Consider the following 19674-nt stretch of genomic DNA (forward strand, 5'->3'; position numbering starts at 1 on the left):
CAAGCCAGACAATTTTCCATGCACGCAACTGAGAGAAGTGAATCGATGATCTCCCAATCCATCTTCAAGGCATATGACATTCGTGGCGTGGTCGGCAAGACGCTCGACACCGACACGGCGCGCGGGATCGGCCGGGCATTCGGCAGCGAAGTGCGCGCGCAGGGCGGCGACGCGGTCGTCGTCGCGCGCGACGGCCGCCTGTCCGGGCCGGAGCTCGTCGGCGCGCTTGCCGACGGCCTGCGTGCAGCGGGCGTCGACGTCGTCGACGTCGGCATGGTGCCCACGCCGGTCGGCTATTTCGCGGCGAACGTGCCGCTCGCGCTGAAGGACGGCGAGCGCCGCGTCGATTCATGCATCGTCGTCACGGGCAGCCACAACCCGCCCGACTACAACGGTTTCAAGATGGTGCTGCGCGGCGCCGCGATCTACGGCGAGCAGATCCAGGCGCTGTACCGCCGTATCGTCGACGAGCGCTTCGAAACGGGCAGCGGCTCGTACGAACAGTTCGACGTGGCCGACCAGTACATCGCGCGCATCGTCGGCGACATCAAGCCGGCCCGTCCGATGAAGCTCGTCGTCGACGCCGGCAACGGCGTGGCCGGCCCGCTCGCGACGCGCCTGTTCAAGGCGCTCGGCTGCGAACTCGTCGAGCGCTTCACCGACATCGACGGCACGTTCCCGAACCACCACCCCGATCCCGCCCACCCGGAAAACCTGCAGGACGTGATCCAGGCGCTCAAGGACACCGACGCCGAGATCGGCTTCGCGTTCGACGGCGACGGCGACCGCCTGGGCGTCGTCACGAAGGACGGCCAGATCATCTATCCGGACCGTCAGCTGATGCTGTTCGCGGAAGAAGTGCTGTCGCGCAACCCGGGTGCGCAGATCATCTATGACGTGAAGTGCACGCGCCACCTCGCGCAATGGGTGAAAGCGAAGGGCGGCGAGCCGCTGATGTGGAAGACGGGCCACTCGCTCGTGAAGGCGAAGCTGCGCGAGACGGGTGCGCCGCTCGCCGGTGAAATGAGCGGCCACGTGTTTTTCAAGGATCGCTGGTACGGCTTCGACGACGGCCTCTACACGGGCGCACGCCTGCTCGAGATCCTCGCGAAGACGGCCGATCCGAGCGCGCTGCTCAACAGCCTGCCGGACGCGATGAGCACGCCCGAACTGCAGCTCTGGCTCGACGAAGGCGAGAACTTCCGCCTGATCGACAAGCTGCAGAAGGAGGCGAAGTTCGACGGCGCCGAGGAAGTCGTGACGATCGACGGCCTGCGTGTCGAGTACCCGGATGGCTTCGGCCTCGCGCGTTCGTCGAATACGACGCCGGTCGTCGTGATGCGTTTCGAGGCCGAGACGCAGGAAGGGCTCGAGCGCATCCAGGAAGACTTCCGCCGCGTGCTGACGGCCGCGAAGCCGGACGTCAAGCTGCCGTTCTGAGTGCCGGTGGCGGCGCGGCCGCCACTGGTGCTAAACGCCCCCAGGGCTGGATCCGAAAAGCGGCTCACGCGCATCGCGTGAGCCGCTTTTCGCACTGTGTGCGGCTAGACCGCAATTCCAGTCGCAACGGGGCAGGTTTGTCCCTGTGCCGCAAGCATTCGATGTGATTTTGAGGCCTCGGGTGCCGTCTACGGCCACGCCTGCCTGATCAGATCGAGCGCGTTGCGTTGGGCGGGGTGGCAATGTCGAAGTCGAGTGCAGCTTCGCATGGACCTCGCCATTTCGACTCCTCGCGCGCGGCGATGAACGCTTGTCCCGAACGCTGACCGAATTTCGTTTCCTCGCCTTCGCCTGTCTGATTCACACCCGAATCATCGACATTATTTATATAGGTTCATATCGGATCCGGAATCCAGGCGGCCCAGATAGCGCGCAAATACGGGAATATCTGGGTATTCGACGAGTCCGAAGGCTCCCGGGCTGGCATTCATGGCTATTCCGAATATCTGACTCATTCGATCGATGTGGAGTATGCCGACAAGGCGGCTAACACGGAGACGGGTTTGCGCCCTGTTATCACTGCGTTGGTTGGCGCAAGTCAGAAATGGCGGAGGATGCTATACAATGTCCAGTCCGAACATCCCCACCAGCTGTCAACAGAGCATTGACATATGGAAACGATTGCCGCAGGAGCGAGGTTCGATTCACCATATATAAATCAGGAGACAATCACCGAAGCGACGAGGCGCGTCGACGAGGAGGGCCGACGTCTCGGCGTCGGCGGCGGAGGTCTTCATTTCGATACAAGGCGTTTCGCGTTGACCGTCGAATACATGAAAGCGTTCGAGCTTCACCGAGGGTATTGTGTCGAAATCGGTAGCCTCGAATACTTGAGCTCCAAAGTGATATGGTCGTTCTTTCCAGGCTCAACCGTCTGCGGCACCGAAAGCGACCTGCGATATGATCCGCTTCCTTTTGCTGACAATTCAGTCGACAACATAATCTGTACCGAGGTCATCGAACATATTTCGGACATTTCTTATCGGCAGGCGACGACGCTGAACGGAATATTCTTTTTCCTCGATGAGGTCTACAGGGTTCTTCGCGTTGGGGGGCGTGCGCTAATATCAACTCCGAATGCGGCCAGCCTATGGGCAATTCAGCGGGCGATGATGCAACAAGTGCCATTGATGTATGACTGGCACTTCCGTGAGTTCACGAAACACGAAATGCGTCAGATCGTTGAATATGCCGGATTTGAGATCGTTGAACATAACGCCGAGTTTGTATGGCATTTATGGGATTTCAGTCCGGTTGAAGAGTTCTTGAGGAACTCAAACTACGAATTGTCTGACCGGGGGGATGATCAGTTCATGATCATCGAGAAGCCGGCCCAGCGAATCCGGAGGCCGCACGATCTCAATCTGCCGTCCAAGAAAATCTGGAAAGAAGGTGGCCTGCGGCGGGTCAAGAATCAAATTCGACGAAAGCTATATAACCTCGACCTCAGGCTAAGGCTTGCGGCGAGGCGATTCGCCGGGCGTAATTAATGTACGAAACCAAATGCTCCCGCGGGGAGAAAGCGGTGTAAGCATCCCCGCCGCTCGCCAGTGTCTGACCCGGCCCCTTGATGCGGCCGGTCTCGAGATCCTGCACGCAACCGAGGGCGACGGTATGCCGAAACGGTTCTGCGGCCGATTGTGATTGGACCAGGGGCGATTCGTGGTGTGAGAAAATTGGCGCAACCCGCAACATGCGCTTGCGCCCCTTCCCGATTCGACCCGTCAACATGCTCGGAGCACTCCGCACCTTTCTTGCGCTGATCGTCATGGCCGCTCATCTAGGGCGATGGACTGATCTTACGGCAACATATGCCGTGGCGACGTTCTTCGTGATCAGCGGCTATCTGATGACCGCAACGCTCCATCGCAATTATGGGTTCGGATCATCGGGATTCTTTCGATTCTTCCTGAACCGATTCCTGAGGCTCTATCCGATGTACTGGATTGCAGCCGGCATGTCGGTTTTGCTGATTGCCCTTGAGCCCACGCTTGCGGAGGCATATCACCGAAATTTTCTGTTGCCCGACTCACTGCGATCGTGGGCTCGCTTGGCCATGAACTGGTACTGGCGCCCGGATTTTCCCCTGCCCGGCAAGCCGAGCGTATCGCACGTCGTGCCGCCGGCATGGGCGCTAGCCGTTGAATTTGCGATGTACGTGATGCTCGCATCGGGTGCTGCGCGCAACGTCAAAACCGGCGTGCTGTGCCTGCTTGTCGGCGTGTTGTTCCATGTTGCGATGGCTCATGACGTGAACGAGCGGATATATGCGATACCTGCGGCCGCACTTCCGTACGGCATCGGAATATGCCTCTATTTCGCAGTCAAGGCGTGTCGGGCTTCCGTCACCACGTATGCCTCGGTTACCGCTACGCTCCTGTACGCAGGATTTATATGCGCGCTGTGTTGATTTCCACCGAATCTTGACCCACCGTTTTCATCTAAATCTGACCCACCCCGAGACAGCGTAGTACATCTATTCCGGTGTGGATAACTCCTCACTGCCTGCTGCTTTTGCTGCTCTCTTTCTGGTTGCCTTCGCCTTGGCAGAACTGGACTTGAAGCGCCAGGATTCATTGCCCGTTTCGACGATGTGGCAGTGATGGGTAACGCGGTCCAGCAGCGCCGTCGTCATCTTTGCGTCCCCGAACACGGTCGCCCACTCGCCGAAGCTGAGGTTGGTGGTGATCGCGACACTCGTGTGTTCATACAGCTTCGAGAGCAAGTGGAACAGCAATGCGCCACCGGTCTGGCTGAACGGCAGGTAGCCCAGTTCGTCGAGGATCACCAGGTCGACGTACATCAGCTTATGGGCGATCTGGCCTTGTTTGCCGATGGACTTCTCCTGCTCCAGTGCGTTGGTCAGCTCGACGGTCGAGAAGTAGCGCACTCGCTTGCCGTGGCGCTGCACGGCCTCAATTCCGATCGCTGAGGCGAGGTGCGTTTTGCCGGTGCCGGGGCCACCGATGAACACGACGTTGTGTGCGCTTGCGAGGAACGACAGGTCACTGAGTTCTCGAACCAGCGCTTCGTCGACGTGCGCCTGCGCGAAGTCGAAGCCCTTCAGGTCGCGGTGAGCCGGGAAGCGAGCGGCGGTCATCTGATAGGCGATCGAGCGCACCTGTCGCTCCGCCGTCTCAGCCATCAGCAGCTGCTTCATGAAGCGCTCCGGGTCGAACTCCGTGTGACGCGACTGCGCCAGCAGCTCTGGCCAGGTGCTCGCCATGCCATGCAGTTTGAGCCCCTTGAGCTGGGCGGCGATGTCGTTAGACATGACGGTCCTCCGGTGGGTTGGCGCGCAGGGTTTCGTAGCGGCTCACGTCGGCGGCCGGCTCTTCGGTAAGCTGGAGTTTCGTCGTCGCGAGGTTGGTGCTCGTGGTGGGTGCCTTCAACCGGCTCAGCACGTTCAGAACGTGCTCCCCACTGGGGCGTCCCGAGTCCAGCGCTGCCTGCACGGCAAGCAGCACGGCATCGAGTCCGTGTTCGCGCACCGCGGCGAGCACCTGCGTCATGATGCGATCACCTCCCGGGTGCTTCAGTAGGTGCCGCTGCAACTGCTGCAGCGGCTGTGGCATCGTGACGAACGGAGCACCGTTGCGCAACGCGCCGGGTTTGCGCTCGACCAGCGTGATGTAATGGCGCCAGTCGTAGAAGGTCATGTGCCGCTCGAAGCTGCGTTCGTGGCGTGCGATCTCCTGGGCGTCGGCGACGACGCTGAGATATGCCGGATAGCAGCGCACGCTCACCAGCTGGTTCGTGTACTCGGTGGGCACGCTGTAGCGGTTGCGCTGGAAGTGGATGAGGCTGGTCGACGACACCCGCAGCGTCTGCTCGACATAGCCGTCAAACGGGCGTGGATTGGGCATCAGCCTGGTGCGCTCGTCCTGCAGCACGTCCTCGACCGTCAGCTCGGGCCACTGCGGGTGCCGCATCTGCCAGGCCTGACGACACTGGCCCGCGACCCATTCGTTCAGAAGCTCCAGCGTTTCCCAGCGTCGTAGCGCAGCCTCGTGCCAGATCTGGCGGCGCCGGTCCTGCACGTTCTTCTCAACGATGCCCTTCTCCCAGCCGGCGGCACGGTTGCAGAATTCCGGCTCGAACAGGTAATGGCCGCACATTGCCTCGAAGCGGGCGTTAACCGCGCGCTCCTTGCCGCGGCCGACCTTGTCCACGGCGGTCTTCATGTTGTCGTAGATGCCGCGGCGCGGAACGCCGTCAAACGCGGCGAATGCGCGGGCGTGCGCATCGAACAGCATCTCGTGACTCTGGGTCGGATAGGCGACCAGCCAGAACGCCCGGCTGGCATTGAGCTTGACGTGGGCGACCTCCAGGCGTCGCCGCAACCCGCCGATGAAGGCGTATTCGCAGCTCCAGTCAAACTGAAATGCTTCACCGGGTTCGAAGGCCAGCGGTACATAGGCCTTCCTGCGCGGGGCTTCAGCCTGCTCCTCGTGCCAGCGTCTCACGAAGGCGCTGACGCGGCCGTAGCTGCCGGCGTAGCCCTCGCCGCGGATGGCCTCGAACATGAACCGGGCCGTGCGCCGGTCACGCTTCGGGCGATGGCTGTCCGCCCGCAGCCAGCCCGTCAGCTGCGCGGCCCACTCGTCGACGACGCTCGGGCTGACGCGCTTCGGGTACTTCGGCTCAACGGCATCCGTTTGCCGAAGCCAGCTGCGCACCGTGTTCCGGGACAGGCCCGTGCGCCTGGCAATCTCGCGCAGCGGGACCTTCTCGCGGAAATACATCCGCCTGATCTTGGCCAATATGCCCACCGTGATCACCTCTGTATCCCCTGCTCAAAGATTGAGCAGGGCATTCAATCACGTGGGTCAAAATTCGATGAAAATTACTGCCTCAGGTGGGTCAGTTCTGCGTGGACATCAACACGCGCTGCATTTCCTCCCGCTCGATGCTGCAGGAATCCCTTACTACCTGAATCTGGCGGGATTCGCGGTGGCATTCTTCTTCATCGCGTCCGCGACGGAAGGGCGCTATTTCAGATGGATCGATCGAAATATCGGAGGCCTGTCTTACCCGATCTATCTCATCCACTATCAGGCTGCCTTCGCCATCCAGCTCCTTCTTTCTACGAAAGCAACTGGCTGGACGTTGTTCTGGTTCACGCTCCCCTTGGCGGTGGCTCTATCGGCGGCGCTCGAATACTTGAACAGGCAGATAGTTGACCCTTGCAGGAATGTGGTTCGCGCAAAAGGTGGCGTCCTGTCTGGCGGCACACCGGACATGAGCCAATCAGGCACCAGGTGAATTCAAGGTGTCTAGCGGAAACCTAGCAGCGTAAGACGTCCATCGCGGATCAGCTTGCGCAGCATCATCCGCAGGTTGTGCGTGGCGTCGAGCACTGTGTGGATTGCGTCACCCAGCGCGCCCTTGAGTCAGTTCCGATCGAGTTTGCCGTCGATCGCAACGTCCTTGTAGTCGCCTTGTAAAGAGTTGCAGGTTTTACGCGCCAATATGCCCGTTCCCTGCAACTCCCGTATCGTTTCGACCTTGCAGCCTGGCTGTACATGCTTTCAAGGATTGTTCAGGGTCGACTGCTTTCTCGGTTGAGTCGGTGAAGGCGACCAGGAATTCCATCGGGAACCTCGGAAAGTACAAGCAGCCATGCTGGCCCGTCGGCGTCATCTGTTCGCCAACACCGCACCTTCGTTCACCAGTATCGCGGACAGCTTTGCATAGTCGATGTTTTGAACACTGCTTCGCGAATCTATGGCGAGCGCTGCGGCGGCACCGGCCGCCTGACCGGTAATCATGAAGGTCGGCTCGACGCGTATCGATGAATACGCGACGTGCGACGCGGACAGTGCAACCGGCACGAGCAAATTCCGGATCTCGCTGTACTTGGGGGTGATCGATCGATACGAGATCGGGTACGGACGCGGCAGTGGCTGCCAAATGGCGCCTTCGGTACCGACCTGTCCGTCTACCGCAATGCGATTGACCGTATGCTGATCGATTGGGAACGCACCGAGACCAATGGGATCAGAGATCCTGGTTTCCGTGTACAGATCGTGCTGTGTCATCACATAGCTACCGACCATCCGGCGACTCTCCCGTACATAAAGGCGCCATGGGAACCCGCCGTTATCCTGGAACTCGTCCTTGCAGAACCCCCACGAGCGAACGTCTTCGCGTACGTTAGGCGGAATGCGGGGATCCGTCGCGAGAAACGTCAGGAGCGCCAGCGTATAACGCTTGTGCTCCGCCTCGATTTGGCGCCGACCGTTCGCATTCGCATTGGCATACTCCGCGCTTCCCTCGATCTCGTCCGTAGACAGCAGGCCGAGGCTATTGACGTCGAACTTGTTGTTGGGAATCGGAACGTTCGCGATGTAGTTGAACGTCTTGACGATTTCCGGGTGAGCCACGGCGACGCGCCCCAGCAGTTCGAATTCCTTGGGATCGTAGTTGGCCGGTTTGACGACGGGAATCTGGTTTCCCTTATCCGGAGTGAGGCAAAGCCGGTAGCCATATGCCTGCACGGCCGAGTCTGCCGTGCCCGGCGCGCCGAGATTGTTGGGCGCCACATGCGGAAGCAATCCGCTGTCCGGGCGACCTGGCACGACGTAGGGATCCACGCGCGCGCCGTCCTTGATGGAAATGGGGCCAACGCCGGCGAGGGGTTCGCCATATTGTGATTTCGCTTCGCGCCCGAGCGTATGGTCGACGCCGGCCTTCTCGAGCAAATCGCCTTCGTAGCTCGCATCGATGAATATCTTCGCCGCGTAACTATGTCCGTTGCTCGTCTGGACGACCTTGATCTCGTGATTGTCGGTTTGAACGCTCGCCAGTTCGGCACCGTATTCGACGGAAACGGACGGGGCGTCGGCAAGCATCTTCAGCAGAATGCTCTCGGCGACATGCGGCTCGTGAAATATGCCGCCCATCGTCCAGGTCTTCCCGTAGCGCGTGTTTACCGCGTCGACGAAACGATGCGCGAAACCGCCCATTGCCCATAGACGATCCTGGGGATAGGCGTCTGTCACGCCGATCCCGCTCGTCGTCATGCCACCGACGTGTTTCGTCGGTTCCAGAATGACGACCCGCTTTTTCAATTTCGCGGCTTCCAGTGCCGCGGATATACCGCCCGGCGTCGCACCGTAGACGAGGACATCGGCAGGGTCGGATCCCGGCGCCGGAACGGGCATGGCGACGGGCGGAGCGGGTGTCCCCTGTGGTTCGTCGTCCGTACCGTGGCCGCATGCCGCGAGAATGAGCACCGAACCGACCAGCAGCAATTTGCTTGCAACACTATCGAATACTACGAACATGTGACAGCGCGAGTGTTAGAGAAACAGGGTTAGATGATTCGAGCGACGAGGAGCCGGGCTCGGCGAGCGCCTTCATTATTACGACGTATTAAAAACGTTACGGCGCATTACGAAAGGTGCGCGGAGTTTATCACTTGCGGATGACACAAAACTATCGACTGAAACCCTGCGGATCCTTGCCGCGCGAGGCGTGGCGAAACGGGGGCAGGAGAGGGTGAGGGGCGGATCAAGGTACTGGCAAACAGGGGGCGGGGGCGACGAAGGCCGGCAAGCTGAAAGATGTCGTTGACCGACACCGAAAGCCACTGACAGAAAGGGAGGTCGAGCTGGCACAGGTCAAGCGTTAGCTGGTCGGGGTCGGAACGGAGCGCCATCTCCTCGAAAGGTTCTCGACGTACTTCGCGAAGGAGTCGAGGTGAGGTGCGGATTGAACAAATACGACGAGACTACCCCGTGCCGCCAATGTGCCGAGTGCTGGGCGTACCGGTGAGTGGCAACCATGTGTGGCGCAAGCGCAAGTCGCCCGAAAGAACGTGGCAGGAACTTCGCCCAGGAAGCGGAAGTGCTCACGGTCCACCGGCGAATCCGCGAAAGTTTTAGGCCCGAGCGTCTGTGGCGACATCTGGAGAAACGTGACGTGCGAATCGGTTTGCCCCGGGTCGGGAGGCTGCGCAGAAAACCGGGACAGCGCTGCAAGCCGAAACGCCGGTTCAAGGCCACGACGAGTTCGAATCACGGCCTGCCTGTCGCGTCGAATCCGCTGAACCAGGATGTCTCGGTGACGATGCCCAATCAAGCTGGTGTGGTGACATCACCTCTATCGCGATCGATGAGGGTTGGTTGTGTCCTGCCGGCCTGAGAGACCCGTACCGCGGTGAAATCGCCGGTTACGCGATGAGCGAACGGATGACGAAACATCTGGTCACGCACGCCGTGTTTCGCGCTGTTGCGACTCGCCGGCCGCCTGCAGGGCTGATTCGCCACACCGATCGCGGGTCGTAACACGGTGCGTTGGCCTATCAACTGCTCGTGAACGGGGTGACCGCTGCTAATTCAGTCCGACCTCAGTTTTTCGCCTGTCCGCCCCCCCGGGCGCGATAAAATCGCGTCTTTATGCCTGTCGCCGGCTGCCAGCCGGCGTTTTTTCAGCGTGCAAAAGATCCTGATCGTGCGCGTGTCGTCGCTGGGCGACGTCGTGCACAACATGCCGGTGATCGCCGATATCCGGCGCCGCCACCCCGATGCGCAGATCGACTGGCTCGTCGAGGAAAGCTTCGTCGACCTCGTGAAGCTCGTCGACGGCGTGCGCAACGTGCTGCCGTTTTCGTTGCGGCGCTGGCGCAAGAAGCCGTTCTCGGGCGCCACGTGGCGCGAGATCCGCGCGTTCCGCCAGCGCCTCGCGGCCGAGCAGTACGACCTCGTGATCGATTGCCAGGGTCTCATCAAGACGGCCTGGGTCGCGAGCTGGGCGCGCGGCCCGCTCGTCGGGCTCGGCAACCGCACCGACGGCGCCGGCTACGAGTGGCCCGTGCGTTTCTTCTATCGCAAGCGGGTGCCGATCGCGCCGCGCACGCACGTCGTCGAGCGCTCGCGGCAACTCGTTGCGGCCGCGCTGGGCGATCCGGCGCCGACGCCGGCCGACCCGGTCGACTTCGGCCTCGATACGCGCGCGGCGGCGCTCGCGGTGGCCGCGCTCGGCCTGAACCTGCCGGTGCCGTACGTGGTGTTCGTCCACGCGACGTCGCGTGCCGACAAGCAGTGGCCGGACGCCGCGTGGATCGAGCTCGGTCAGGCGCTCGTGCGGCGCGGCGCATCGCTCGTGCTGCCGTGGGGCAACGACGCGGAGCGCGCGACCAGCGAGCGGCTCGCGAAGGAATTCGGCGCGGCGGCGATCGTGCCGCCGAAGCTGTCGCTGCCGGCCGTGGTCGGCCTGATCGACGGCGCGGCCGCCACCGTCGGGGTTGACACAGGTCTGGTTCACATCGCGGCGGCGCTGAAGCGTCCGACGGTCGAACTGTACAATTTCGCGACGGCCTGGCGGACCGGCGGCTACTGGTCGCCGAACGTCGTCAATCTCGGCACGGCGGGGCAACCCCCGTCGATCGCGCAGGTGAAGTCGGCGCTCGCGGGCTTCGGTCTCCTGTAACGGCCGCCATAGGCACGAACCGGCACGCACCCGCACGCACCGGCACGAATCCGCGCGAACCCAAGCGAACCGATCATGAGCGAATCCCAGATCATCGAAGTCCCGTCCGCCGACTGGAGCGGACACAACCTGTCGGCGCCGCGCGAGCAGCTGCTGGCCGCCGTCGAGGAAGGCAAGGTGCTGTATTTCCCGCACCTGCGCTTCGCGATCGAAGGCGGCGAGGAAGCGCTGCTCGATCCGGCGCTCGCCGACCCGAAACGCAAAAACATCAGCCTCGCGCCGAACGGCGGCGCGCTCGCCGGCGTGCTCGGCGACAGCGTCACGCAGTCGGCGGTGCGCGCGCTCGTCGCGCGTTTCCAGCAGCAGGCCGGCACGCTCGTCGACGGCCTGTTTCCCGAATACCGCGGCAAGCTGCGCGTCGCGCCGACGAGCCTGCGGCTGATGCAGGTCGAGACGCGCCAGACATCCTGGCGCAAGGACGACAGCCGGCTGCACGTCGACGCGTTCCCGTCGCGGCCCAACTACGGCGAGCGCATCCTGCGCGTGTTCACGAACGTGAACCCGGCCGGCGTGCCGCGCGTGTGGCGCGTCGGCGAGCCGTTCGAGGATGTCGCGAAGCGCTTCCTGCCGCGCATCAAGCCGCAGCTGCCGGGTGCCGCGTGGCTGCTGAACCTGCTGCACGTGACGAAGTCGCCGCGCAGCGCGTACGACCACCTGATGCTGAACCTGCACGACAGCATGAAGGCCGATCTCGACTACCAGAAGACCAGCCCGCAGGAGACGATGCCGTTTCCGCCGGGCTGCGTGTGGATATGTTTCTCGGATCAGACTTCGCACGCTGTGATGTCCGGCCAGTTCATGCTCGAACAGACGTTCTTCCTGCCGGTCGACGCGATGGTTCGCCGCGAATGCGCGCCGCTCGGCATTCTCGAACGCCTGAAGGGCAGGGCGCTGGTTTGAGCGCGCACCTGCTTCGACGCAACACGAGGGCCGCCGCATGCTGCGGGTGATCTATCGCGCGCTGTGGTGGCTCGTCGCGCCGGCCGCGGTCATCCGGCTCTATGTGCGCTCGCGCAAGGAGCGCGGCTATCGCGAGCACATCGCCGAACGTTTCGGCCACGTGGCGGGCCGCTCGCGCGACGACCGCGCGCCGCTGATCTGGGTGCATGCGGTGTCGGTCGGCGAGACGCGCGCCGCGCAGCCGCTGATCGACGCGCTGATGCGCGCGCGTCCCGATGCGCGCATCCTGCTCACGCACATGACGCCGAGCGGTCGCGCGACCGGCGAACAGATCTTCGGCGATCGGGTGCTGCGTTGTTACCTGCCGTACGACATGCCAGGCGCGGTGCGGCGCTTCCTGCATGCGTGGCGGCCGACGCTCGGCCTCGTGATGGAAACCGAGGTCTGGCCCACGCTGATCGACGAGTGCCGCCGCGCGGACGTGCCGCTGGTGCTGACCAATGCGCGGATGTCCGCGCGTTCGTTCCGGCGCGCGGCGAAGTTCGGCGCGGCGACGCGCGACGTGTTCGGCGGCTTCTCGCGCGTGCTCGCGCAGAGCCCGGCCGATGCGGAGCGGCTGACGTCGCTCGGCGCGCGCAACGTCACCGTGCTCGGCAACCTGAAGTTCGACATGACGACGCCGCCGGAACTGGCGGCGCGCGGCCATGCGTGGCGCGACGCGATCGGCGCGCGGCCCGTGTGGGTCGCCGCGAGCACGCGCGAGAACGAAGAGGCGCTGGTGCTGCAGGCGTTCGCCGCGATGCGTACGCCCGGCGCGCTGCTGGTGCTCGTGCCGCGTCATCCGCAGCGTTTCGCCGAGGTCGAGGCGCTCGTCGGGCGCAACGGGCTCAAGTGCGTGCGACGCTCCGCATGGGCGGCCGACGCGGCGGCACTCGCGGCCGGCCGTCCGGCCGCCGAGCCGCTGCCGGACGACGTGACGGTGCTGCTCGGCGATTCGATGGGCGAGCTCGGCGCGTATTACGCGGCCGCCGACATCGCGTTCATCGGCGGCAGCCTGCTGCCGCTCGGCGGACAGAACCTGATCGAAGCGTGCGCGGTCGGCGTGCCGGTACTGATCGGGAAGCACGTGTTCAACTTCACGCAGGCGACTGCCGACGCGGTCGCGGCCGGCGCGGCACTGCAGGTCGAGGATCCGCTCGATCTCGCGCACGTGCTCGACGCGCTGTTTGCCGACAACGCGCGGCGCATCGCGATGGGCGCGGCCGGCGCGGCGTTCGCTTCGCGTCACCGCGGCGCGACCGCGCGTACGGTCGACGTGCTTGCCGCGCTGCTGCCGCCCGCCGAAGCCGGCGCGCATGCGCTGCCGGGCGTGCAGGACACCGCCGACGACGCATAGACGGCGGGCGGCGCGATGCCGCCCCGGCACGCGTGGCGGCGTCGCAGCGCGCCGCCACGCCGCTCACCTCACACCGTCAGCAAACCCTTCTTTTCGATGAACGCGATCACGTCCGCGACACCTTCGAGCGCCTTCAGGTTCGTCATCACGTAGGGCCGCTCGCCGCGCATCTTCTTAGTGTCGGACGCCATCACGTCGAGGTTCGCGCCGACTAGCGGCGCGAGGTCGGTCTTGTTGATCACGAGCAGGTCGGACTTCGTGATGCCGGGGCCGCCCTTGCGCGGAATCTTCTCGCCGCCCGCGACGTCGATCACGTAGATCGTCAGGTCCGACAGCTCGGGGCTGAAGGTCGCCGCGAGATTGTCGCCGCCCGATTCGATGAACACGATGTCGGCGTCGGGAAAGCGCGACAGCATCCGGTCGACGGCCTCGAGGTTGATCGACGCATCCTCGCGGATCGCCGTGTGCGGGCAGCCGCCCGTCTCGACGCCCATGATGCGCTCCTCGGGCAGCGCGCCGGCAACCGTCAGCAGCCGCTGGTCTTCCTTCGTATAGATGTCGTTGGTGATCGCGACGAGGTCGTAGCGCTCGCGCATCGCCTTGCACAGCATTTCGAGCAGCGTGGTCTTGCCGGAGCCGACGGGGCCGCCGATGCCGACGCGCAGCGGCGGCAGTTTCTTCGTGCGGCGGGCGGGGGAGGGTGCGGGTGCGTTCATGGCGTGTGTCGTGTTCAGGAGCGGAACAACCGCGAATACTGGGTTTCGTGCCGTGCGGACAGGATGCCGAGCTGCGGCGCGAACGTGTTGACGGCGTCGGGCGGCGTCGCGAGCGCGCGGCGTACGGCCGCGTCGATCGCGCCGCGCAGCGCGACGATGATGCGTTGCCCGGCGAGCTGGCCGAGCGGCACGGCCTTCAGCGCGGCGGACGTCTGGTTCTCGACCCAGCCGAATGCGTACGCGGCGAGGACGGCATCGGCACTCGCGTCGTGCGCGGCGGCCGCGTAGGCGAATGCGGTCGGCAGCGCGATCGGCGACATCGCCGCGAGCGTCGCGCGGCGCGCGGCATCGCCCCATTCGAGCGACGCGCACAGTTGCGCGAGCGACCAGCCCATCTGTTCGGTCTCGCGGCGCAGTTCCGCCGATTCGCGGCTCGCGACGAACCATGCATTTTCGGCGACGAGCGCGTGCGTGTCGTGCGCGTGCCAGCGCGCGAGCTGGTGCGCGAGGAACGGCAGCTCGCCGTGCGCGAGCACGTCGGTCAGGCCGCTGGCGATCCAGTCCCGCGCGGAATCGGCGTCGTGGATCAGGTTCGCGTCGAGCGCGGCTTCGAGGCCCTGCGAATAGCTGTACGCGCCGATCGGCAGCGCCGGCGACGCGAGATGCAGCAGCGCGACGAGTTCAGTGGTGGTCATGGCCGTGGCCGTGCGTGCATCCGGGACCATGCTGATGATCGTGATCGTGATCGTGATCGTGATCGTGATCGTGCGAGTGCGAGTGCGAATGGCCGTGATGCTCGCCGAACACCTGCTGCGCAAGCGCGTAATCCTCGGCGAACGTCGCATCGTGCCCGTGCTTGTGTCCGCCGCCATACGCGCCGGCTTCCGGCTGGAACGGCGCCTGCGTTTCCTCGACCTGCGTGCCGAGCCGGCGCAGCATGTCCGCGAGCACCGGGTCGGCCTCGAGCTTCAGGTAGCCGTCGCCGATCTCGACCGGCGTATGACGGTTGCCGAGGTGATACGCGGCACGCATCAGCGTGAGCGGATCGGCCGCGCGCACGCGCAGCACGGTTTCGGCGGCCGCGGCGATGCGCACGAGCGAGCCGTCGTCGGCAACGAGCACGTCGCCGTCGCGCAGAATCGTGCCGCGTGGCAGCAGCACTGCGACGTCTTCGCCGGTGTCGAGCGTCGCCGCGAGGCGGCTCTTGCAGCGGGCGTCATAGGCGAGCGTGAGCGTCGGCGCGCGTGCGACGAGCGACGCGGCGAGTTTCACGTTCGGGGCGATACGTTTGTCGAGGGTGCGCATGAAACAGGAACCGGAAGCCGGCCATCAGAACAGGAAATAACGCTGCGCCATCGGCAGCACCGTGGCCGGCTCGCAGGTGAGCAACTGGCCGTCGGCGATCACGTCGTAGGTTTCGGGATCGACGCTTATCGACGGGCGCCATGCGTTGTGGATCATGTCGGCCTTCGTCACGTTGCGGCAGTTGCGCACGGGCACGATCCGCTTCGCGAGGCCGTAGCGTTCCGCAATACCGGCATCGGCCGCCATCTGCGACACGAAGGTCAGCGACGTGCGCGCGAGCGCACCGCCGCGCGTCGCGAACATCTCGCGATAGTGGACCGGCTGCGGCGTCGGGATCGACGCGTTCGGGTCGCCCATCTGCGCCATGGCGATCATCCCGCCCTTCAGGATCATCGACGGCTTGATCCCGAAGAACGCAGGTTCCCACAGCACGAGGTCGGCCCACTTGCCGGGTTCGATCGAACCGACTTCGTGCGCGATGCCGTGCGTGAGCGCCGGGTTGATCGTGTATTTCGCGACGTAGCGCTTCGCGCGGAAGTTGTCGTTACGCGCGTTGTCTTCCGGTAGCGCGCCGCGCTGCACCTTCATCTTGTGCGCGGTCTGCCAGGTGCGGATGATCACTTCGCCGACACGGCCCATCGCCTGCGAGTCGGACGACAGCATCGACAGCGCGCCGAGATCGTGCAGGATGTCCTCGGCCGCGATCGTCTCGCGGCGGATCCGCGATTCGGCGAACGCGAGATCCTCGGCGATCGACGGATCGAGGTGATGGCACACCATCAGCATGTCGAGGTGTTCGTCGAGCGTGTTGATCGTGTACGGGCGCGTCGGGTTGGTCGACGACGGCAGCACGTTCGCCTCGCCGCACACCTTCAGGATGTCGGGCGCGTGGCCGCCGCCCGCGCCTTCGGTGTGGTACGTGTGGATCGTGCGGCCCTTGAACGCGGCGACCGTCGATTCGACGAAGCCGCCTTCGTTCAGCGTGTCGGTGTGGATCGCGACCTGCGTGTCGGTGTCGTCGGCCACCGACAGGCAGTTGTCGATCGCGGCGGGCGTCGTGCCCCAGTCCTCGTGCAGCTTCAGCCCGATCGCGCCGGCCGCGATCTGCTCGACGAGCGGCTCGGGCAGGCTCGCGTTGCCCTTGCCGAGGAAGCCGAGGTTGATCGGCCAGCCGTCGGCGGCCTGCAGCATCCGCTCCATGTGCCACGGGCCCGGCGTGCAGGTCGTCGCGTTGGTGCCGGTGGCGGGGCCGGTGCCGCCGCCGAGCATCGTCGTGACGCCCGACGCGAGCGCCTCGTCGATCTGCTGCGGGCTGATGAAGTGGATGTGCGTGTCGATGCCGCCGGCCGTCACGATCAGCCCTTCGCCGGCGATCACTTCGGTCGCGGCGCCGATCGCGATCGTCACGCCCGGCTGGATGTCGGGATTGCCGGCCTTGCCGATCGCGGCGATGCGGCCGTGCTTGATCGCGATGTCGGCCTTCACGATGCCCCAGTGATCGAGGATCACCGCGTTCGTGATGATCGTGTCGGGCACGTCGGCGGCCACGCGCTGCGACTGGCCCATGCCGTCGCGGATCACCTTCCCGCCGCCGAATTTCACTTCCTCGCCGTAGGTCGTGTAATCGCGTTCGATCTCGATCAGCAGTTCGGTATCGGCGAGCCGGACGCGGTCGCCCGTCGTCGGCCCGAACATTTCCGCGTACGCGCGGCGGCTCAAGCGTAATGTCATGTGCTGTTCCTGAAGAGCGGGGCGCGGCTTACAGCGGCCCCATCACCTTGCCCTGAAAACCGTAGACGGCACGATCGCCCGCGAGTGCGACCAGCTCGACGGTGCGCGTCTGGCCCGGCTCGAAGCGCACGGCGGTGCCGGCCGCGATGTTCAGGCGGAAGCCGCGCGCGGCCGCGCGATCGAACGACAGCGCGTCGTTGACTTCGAAGAAGTGGTAGTGCGAGCCGACCTGCACCGGGCGGTCGCCGGTGTTCGCGACGACGAGCGCGAGCGTCGCGCGGCCCGCGTTCAGTTCGTGTTCGCCGTCGTCGGTGAGGATTTCGCCGGGGATCATGCGGGGCCTCACGGAATCGGGTGGTGGACGGTCACGAGCTTCGTGCCGTCGGGGAAGGTCGCTTCGACCTGGATGTCGGGAATCATTTCCGGCACGCCGTCCATCACGTCGTCGCGCGTGAGCAGCGTCGTGCCGTAGTGCATCACCTCGGCGACCGTCTTGCCGTCGCGCGCGGCTTCCATTAGCGCGGCGGTGATGAAGGCGACTGCCTCCGGATAGTTGAGCTTCAGGCCGCGTGCGCGACGGCGCTCGGCCAGCAGCGCCGCCGTGAAGATCAGCAGCTTGTCCTTCTCTCGGGGAGTCAGTTTCATGAAGGCAAACGTTCAGTAAAACGTAATTTTTATCGGTGCGTGGGCGACAGGGCGAACGCGCGGGTCATCGTAGCACCGCGCCGTTTTGCGTGCGTCGTGTATCGGTTATGTAAGCAGCAAGGCGCGTGCCATGTGCATGGAACGCGGCGCGATGCGCGTTCCTGGTGCGCGATGCATGGGCAACGTGCAGCGCCGGTCGCGGCGCTGCATCGAAACGGTGCGTGGCGCGACCGGGCTCAGGTTTGCCAGAGGCGCAGCGGCCGTGCGTCGACGCCGTGCACGATTGGCCGCAGATGCAGCCAGCAGTCGGTGAAGTGGCGTTGCAGCGCTTCCATCGACGTCGACAGCGCGCGCACCAGCACGACGCCGGGTGTCACGCAGGTCGCGCTCGCGCGCAGCGTGGCATCGAACGGCATCCGCGCGGCGAGCGATTCGGCGAGCGCGGCGTCGCATGCGGCGCCGGCGGCCCACAACGTGCCGTATACCGGAAAGCCGGCGAGGCCCTGCAGCGCACCGCGCAGCGGATCGTGCGCGTCGAGCAGCGCACGTTCGGTCCACAGCGGCCGACCGTCGGCGTCGACGAGCGCCGCGCTCGACACGATGCGCCCGGCCGACCAGGTTTCGCCTGCCGCCTGCCGGCCGAGCTGCGTCGCGTCCCAGCCGATCGCGCTCGCGCCGTTGCCGAGCGTCACCTTGAAGTCGAGCGCGGCGTGCGCCGCGTCGAAGAACAGGTTGTTCTGCGGCAGCCAGTCGAGTCTCGCGTGCGCGCCGACCGTGATGCCGATGCGCTGCGTCGCGTCGAGACCGTTCGACTTGTACCACTTGGTCGCGCCGGGCGTTGTCAGGACCGCGTGCGTGCCGTCGCCGAGCGCGATGTCGATGTCGAGCCGGTCGCCGCCCGCGACGCCGCCCGGTGGGTGCACGATCACCGCGTGGCAGATCGCATCGCCTTCCGGATACAGCGGCCGCTGCACGCGCAACGGGCCGTCGTGCAGCCGGTGGGCGAGCGTCGTGCGTGCGCCGTGCCGCTCGAAGCCGAGTTCGAGGCGGCCGCGCCACGACTTGGCGACGGCGGGGCGGGACAGCGGAGCGTGGGAATCGGGGGCAGACATCGGCGGGAAGCAGGGGACGGACGCAGGGATCGAGAATGCTACCGCAACACTATACGCCCGAGTGTTCCGGTTGCTGAACGCGGTGAGGCGATGAAGCTGATAGGCGATGAAGCCGACGATCGCATGACGTGCATCGATCGCCGGCACCGCGCAGCGGCGCAATCGTGCGCCGCGTGCGTCGTTACACCGCGATCAGCTCGCGCACGCCGTTCGTCTCCATGTCCCGCGCATCACCCCCCGCGACGATCTCGCCGCGGCTCATCACCCAGTAGCGATCCGCGATCGAGCGCGCGAAATCGTAATACTGCTCGACGAGCAGCACGGTCATCTTCGATTCGTCGACGAGCTGGCGCAGCGTGCGCCCGATGTCCTGGATGATCGACGGCTGGATGCCTTCGGTCGGCTCGTCGAGGATCAGCAGCTGCGGTTCGCTCATCAGCGCGCGGCCGATCGCGAGCTGCTGCTGCTGGCCGCCCGACAGGTCGCCGCCGCGCCGCGCGCGCATGTCCTTCAGCACCGGGAACAGGTCGTAGATGCGGTCGGGTACTTTCGACGGCGCCTTGCGGCTCGCCGCGCCGACGAGCAGGTTCTCCTCGACGGTGAGCCGCGGAAAGATGTCGCGGCCCTGCGGCACGTACGCGAGCCCGGCCGCGACGCGCGCATACGGCGGCATCGCGCCGAGCGCGGTGCCGCGCCACGACACGCTGCCGCTCTTCGCGGCGACGACGCCCATCAGGCAGCGCAGCAGCGTGCTCTTGCCGACGCCGTTGCGGCCGAGCAGCACGGTGAGCTTGCCGTCGTCGGCGGCGAGGCTCACGTTGCGCAGGATATGGCTGCCGCCGTAGTACTGGTTCAGTGCTTCGATCTTCAGCAT

General features: G+C 64.9%; 18 protein-coding genes and 1 pseudogene. 8 read left to right on the forward strand and 11 right to left on the reverse strand.

The genetic code is table 11. The features are described from left to right. Positions 1–45 precede the first annotated feature (45 nt). The 3 genes from AB3K92_RS26630 to AB3K92_RS26640 all read left to right on the forward strand — a co-directional run bounded on the left by AB3K92_RS26630 (position 46) and on the right by AB3K92_RS26640 (position 3910). On the forward strand, positions 46–1440 hold the full coding sequence (locus AB3K92_RS26630; RefSeq protein WP_021161706.1) for a phosphomannomutase/phosphoglucomutase: 1395 nt from the start codon (positions 46–48) through the stop codon (positions 1438–1440). 671 nt (positions 1441–2111) lie between these two features. Then, positions 2112–2990, forward strand: coding sequence for a methyltransferase domain-containing protein (locus AB3K92_RS26635; RefSeq protein WP_059485291.1), 879 nt, complete (start codon positions 2112–2114; stop codon positions 2988–2990). Positions 2991–3229: 239 nt separating this feature from the next. Further along, positions 3230–3910, forward strand: coding sequence for an acyltransferase family protein (locus AB3K92_RS26640; RefSeq protein ID WP_369466155.1), 681 nt, complete (start codon positions 3230–3232; stop codon positions 3908–3910). A 66-nt stretch (positions 3911–3976) separates the two neighbouring features. On the opposite strand, the gene istB is transcribed toward AB3K92_RS26640, so the two are convergent. Beyond that, complete coding sequence (istB, locus tag AB3K92_RS26645) at positions 3977–4774, reverse strand: IS21-like element helper ATPase IstB (protein ID WP_175223704.1); 798 nt, start codon at positions 4772–4774, stop codon at positions 3977–3979. Further along, positions 4767–6272: an IS21 family transposase gene (istA, locus tag AB3K92_RS26650; protein ID WP_213309336.1), complete on the reverse strand. Its 1506-nt coding sequence runs from the start codon at positions 6270–6272 to the stop codon at positions 4767–4769. The genes istB and istA overlap by 8 nt, the downstream gene beginning before the upstream one ends. A gap of 67 nt (positions 6273–6339) precedes the next feature. On the opposite strand from istA, the gene AB3K92_RS26655 reads away from it, so the two are divergent. After that, the gene (locus AB3K92_RS26655; RefSeq protein ID WP_369466158.1) at positions 6340–6765 is read left to right on the forward strand and encodes a hypothetical protein; all 426 of its coding nucleotides are present in this window, start codon (positions 6340–6342) and stop codon (positions 6763–6765) included. Positions 6766–7139: 374 nt separating this feature from the next. On the opposite strand, the gene AB3K92_RS26660 is transcribed toward AB3K92_RS26655, so the two are convergent. Next, positions 7140–8789, reverse strand: a complete 1650-nt coding sequence (locus AB3K92_RS26660) for an FAD-dependent oxidoreductase (protein WP_081332245.1) — start codon at positions 8787–8789, stop codon at positions 7140–7142. 254 nt (positions 8790–9043) lie between these two features. Here AB3K92_RS26660 and AB3K92_RS26665 point away from each other — a divergent pair. From AB3K92_RS26665 to waaA, 4 genes and pseudogenes are all read left to right on the forward strand, one after another. After that, positions 9044–9788: pseudogene (locus AB3K92_RS26665) on the forward strand (DDE-type integrase/transposase/recombinase); the annotation flags it as partial. 118 nt (positions 9789–9906) lie between these two features. After that, positions 9907–10935, forward strand: a complete 1029-nt coding sequence (waaC, locus tag AB3K92_RS26670) for a lipopolysaccharide heptosyltransferase I (protein ID WP_205713828.1) — start codon at positions 9907–9909, stop codon at positions 10933–10935. Positions 10936–11010: 75 nt separating this feature from the next. Then, the gene (locus tag AB3K92_RS26675; protein ID WP_021161704.1) at positions 11011–11895 is read left to right on the forward strand and encodes a Kdo hydroxylase family protein; all 885 of its coding nucleotides are present in this window, start codon (positions 11011–11013) and stop codon (positions 11893–11895) included. 37 nt (positions 11896–11932) lie between these two features. Next, positions 11933–13291 (forward strand): lipid IV(A) 3-deoxy-D-manno-octulosonic acid transferase, encoded by a 1359-nt coding sequence (waaA, locus tag AB3K92_RS26680; protein WP_059498377.1) that lies wholly within the window; start codon positions 11933–11935, stop codon positions 13289–13291. A 68-nt stretch (positions 13292–13359) separates the two neighbouring features. Here waaA and ureG read toward each other — a convergent pair whose 3' ends face one another. From ureG to urtE, 8 genes are all read right to left on the reverse strand, one after another. Then, a complete protein-coding gene (ureG, locus tag AB3K92_RS26685; RefSeq protein WP_027788168.1) occupies positions 13360–14007 on the reverse strand; it encodes an urease accessory protein UreG in 648 nt (215 codons plus the stop codon). A gap of 14 nt (positions 14008–14021) precedes the next feature. Then, on the reverse strand, positions 14022–14702 hold the full coding sequence (locus AB3K92_RS26690; protein WP_042976674.1) for an urease accessory protein UreF: 681 nt from the start codon (positions 14700–14702) through the stop codon (positions 14022–14024). Next, a complete protein-coding gene (gene ureE, locus AB3K92_RS26695; RefSeq protein ID WP_369466161.1) occupies positions 14689–15312 on the reverse strand; it encodes an urease accessory protein UreE in 624 nt (207 codons plus the stop codon). The genes AB3K92_RS26690 and ureE overlap by 14 nt, the downstream gene beginning before the upstream one ends. A 24-nt stretch (positions 15313–15336) precedes the next feature. After that, positions 15337–17043 (reverse strand): urease subunit alpha, encoded by a 1707-nt coding sequence (ureC, locus tag AB3K92_RS26700; protein WP_021161918.1) that lies wholly within the window; start codon positions 17041–17043, stop codon positions 15337–15339. A gap of 28 nt (positions 17044–17071) precedes the next feature. Continuing rightward, positions 17072–17377, reverse strand: coding sequence for an urease subunit beta (locus AB3K92_RS26705; protein WP_021161917.1), 306 nt, complete (start codon positions 17375–17377; stop codon positions 17072–17074). Positions 17378–17385: 8 nt separating this feature from the next. Continuing rightward, the gene (gene ureA, locus AB3K92_RS26710; RefSeq protein ID WP_006406310.1) at positions 17386–17688 is read right to left on the reverse strand and encodes an urease subunit gamma; all 303 of its coding nucleotides are present in this window, start codon (positions 17686–17688) and stop codon (positions 17386–17388) included. A 236-nt stretch (positions 17689–17924) separates the two neighbouring features. Then, positions 17925–18800 carry an urease accessory protein UreD gene (locus AB3K92_RS26715; protein WP_060131128.1) on the reverse strand — a complete coding sequence of 292 codons (876 nt, stop codon included), beginning with the start codon at positions 18798–18800 and terminating at the stop codon, positions 17925–17927. A 181-nt stretch (positions 18801–18981) separates the two neighbouring features. Then, on the reverse strand, positions 18982–19674 hold the full coding sequence (gene urtE / locus AB3K92_RS26720; protein ID WP_059709739.1) for an urea ABC transporter ATP-binding subunit UrtE: 693 nt from the start codon (positions 19672–19674) through the stop codon (positions 18982–18984).

The organism is Burkholderia sp. Bmkn7, from assembly GCF_041103175.1.
Classification (GTDB): Bacteria; Pseudomonadota; Gammaproteobacteria; order Burkholderiales; family Burkholderiaceae; genus Burkholderia; species Burkholderia cepacia.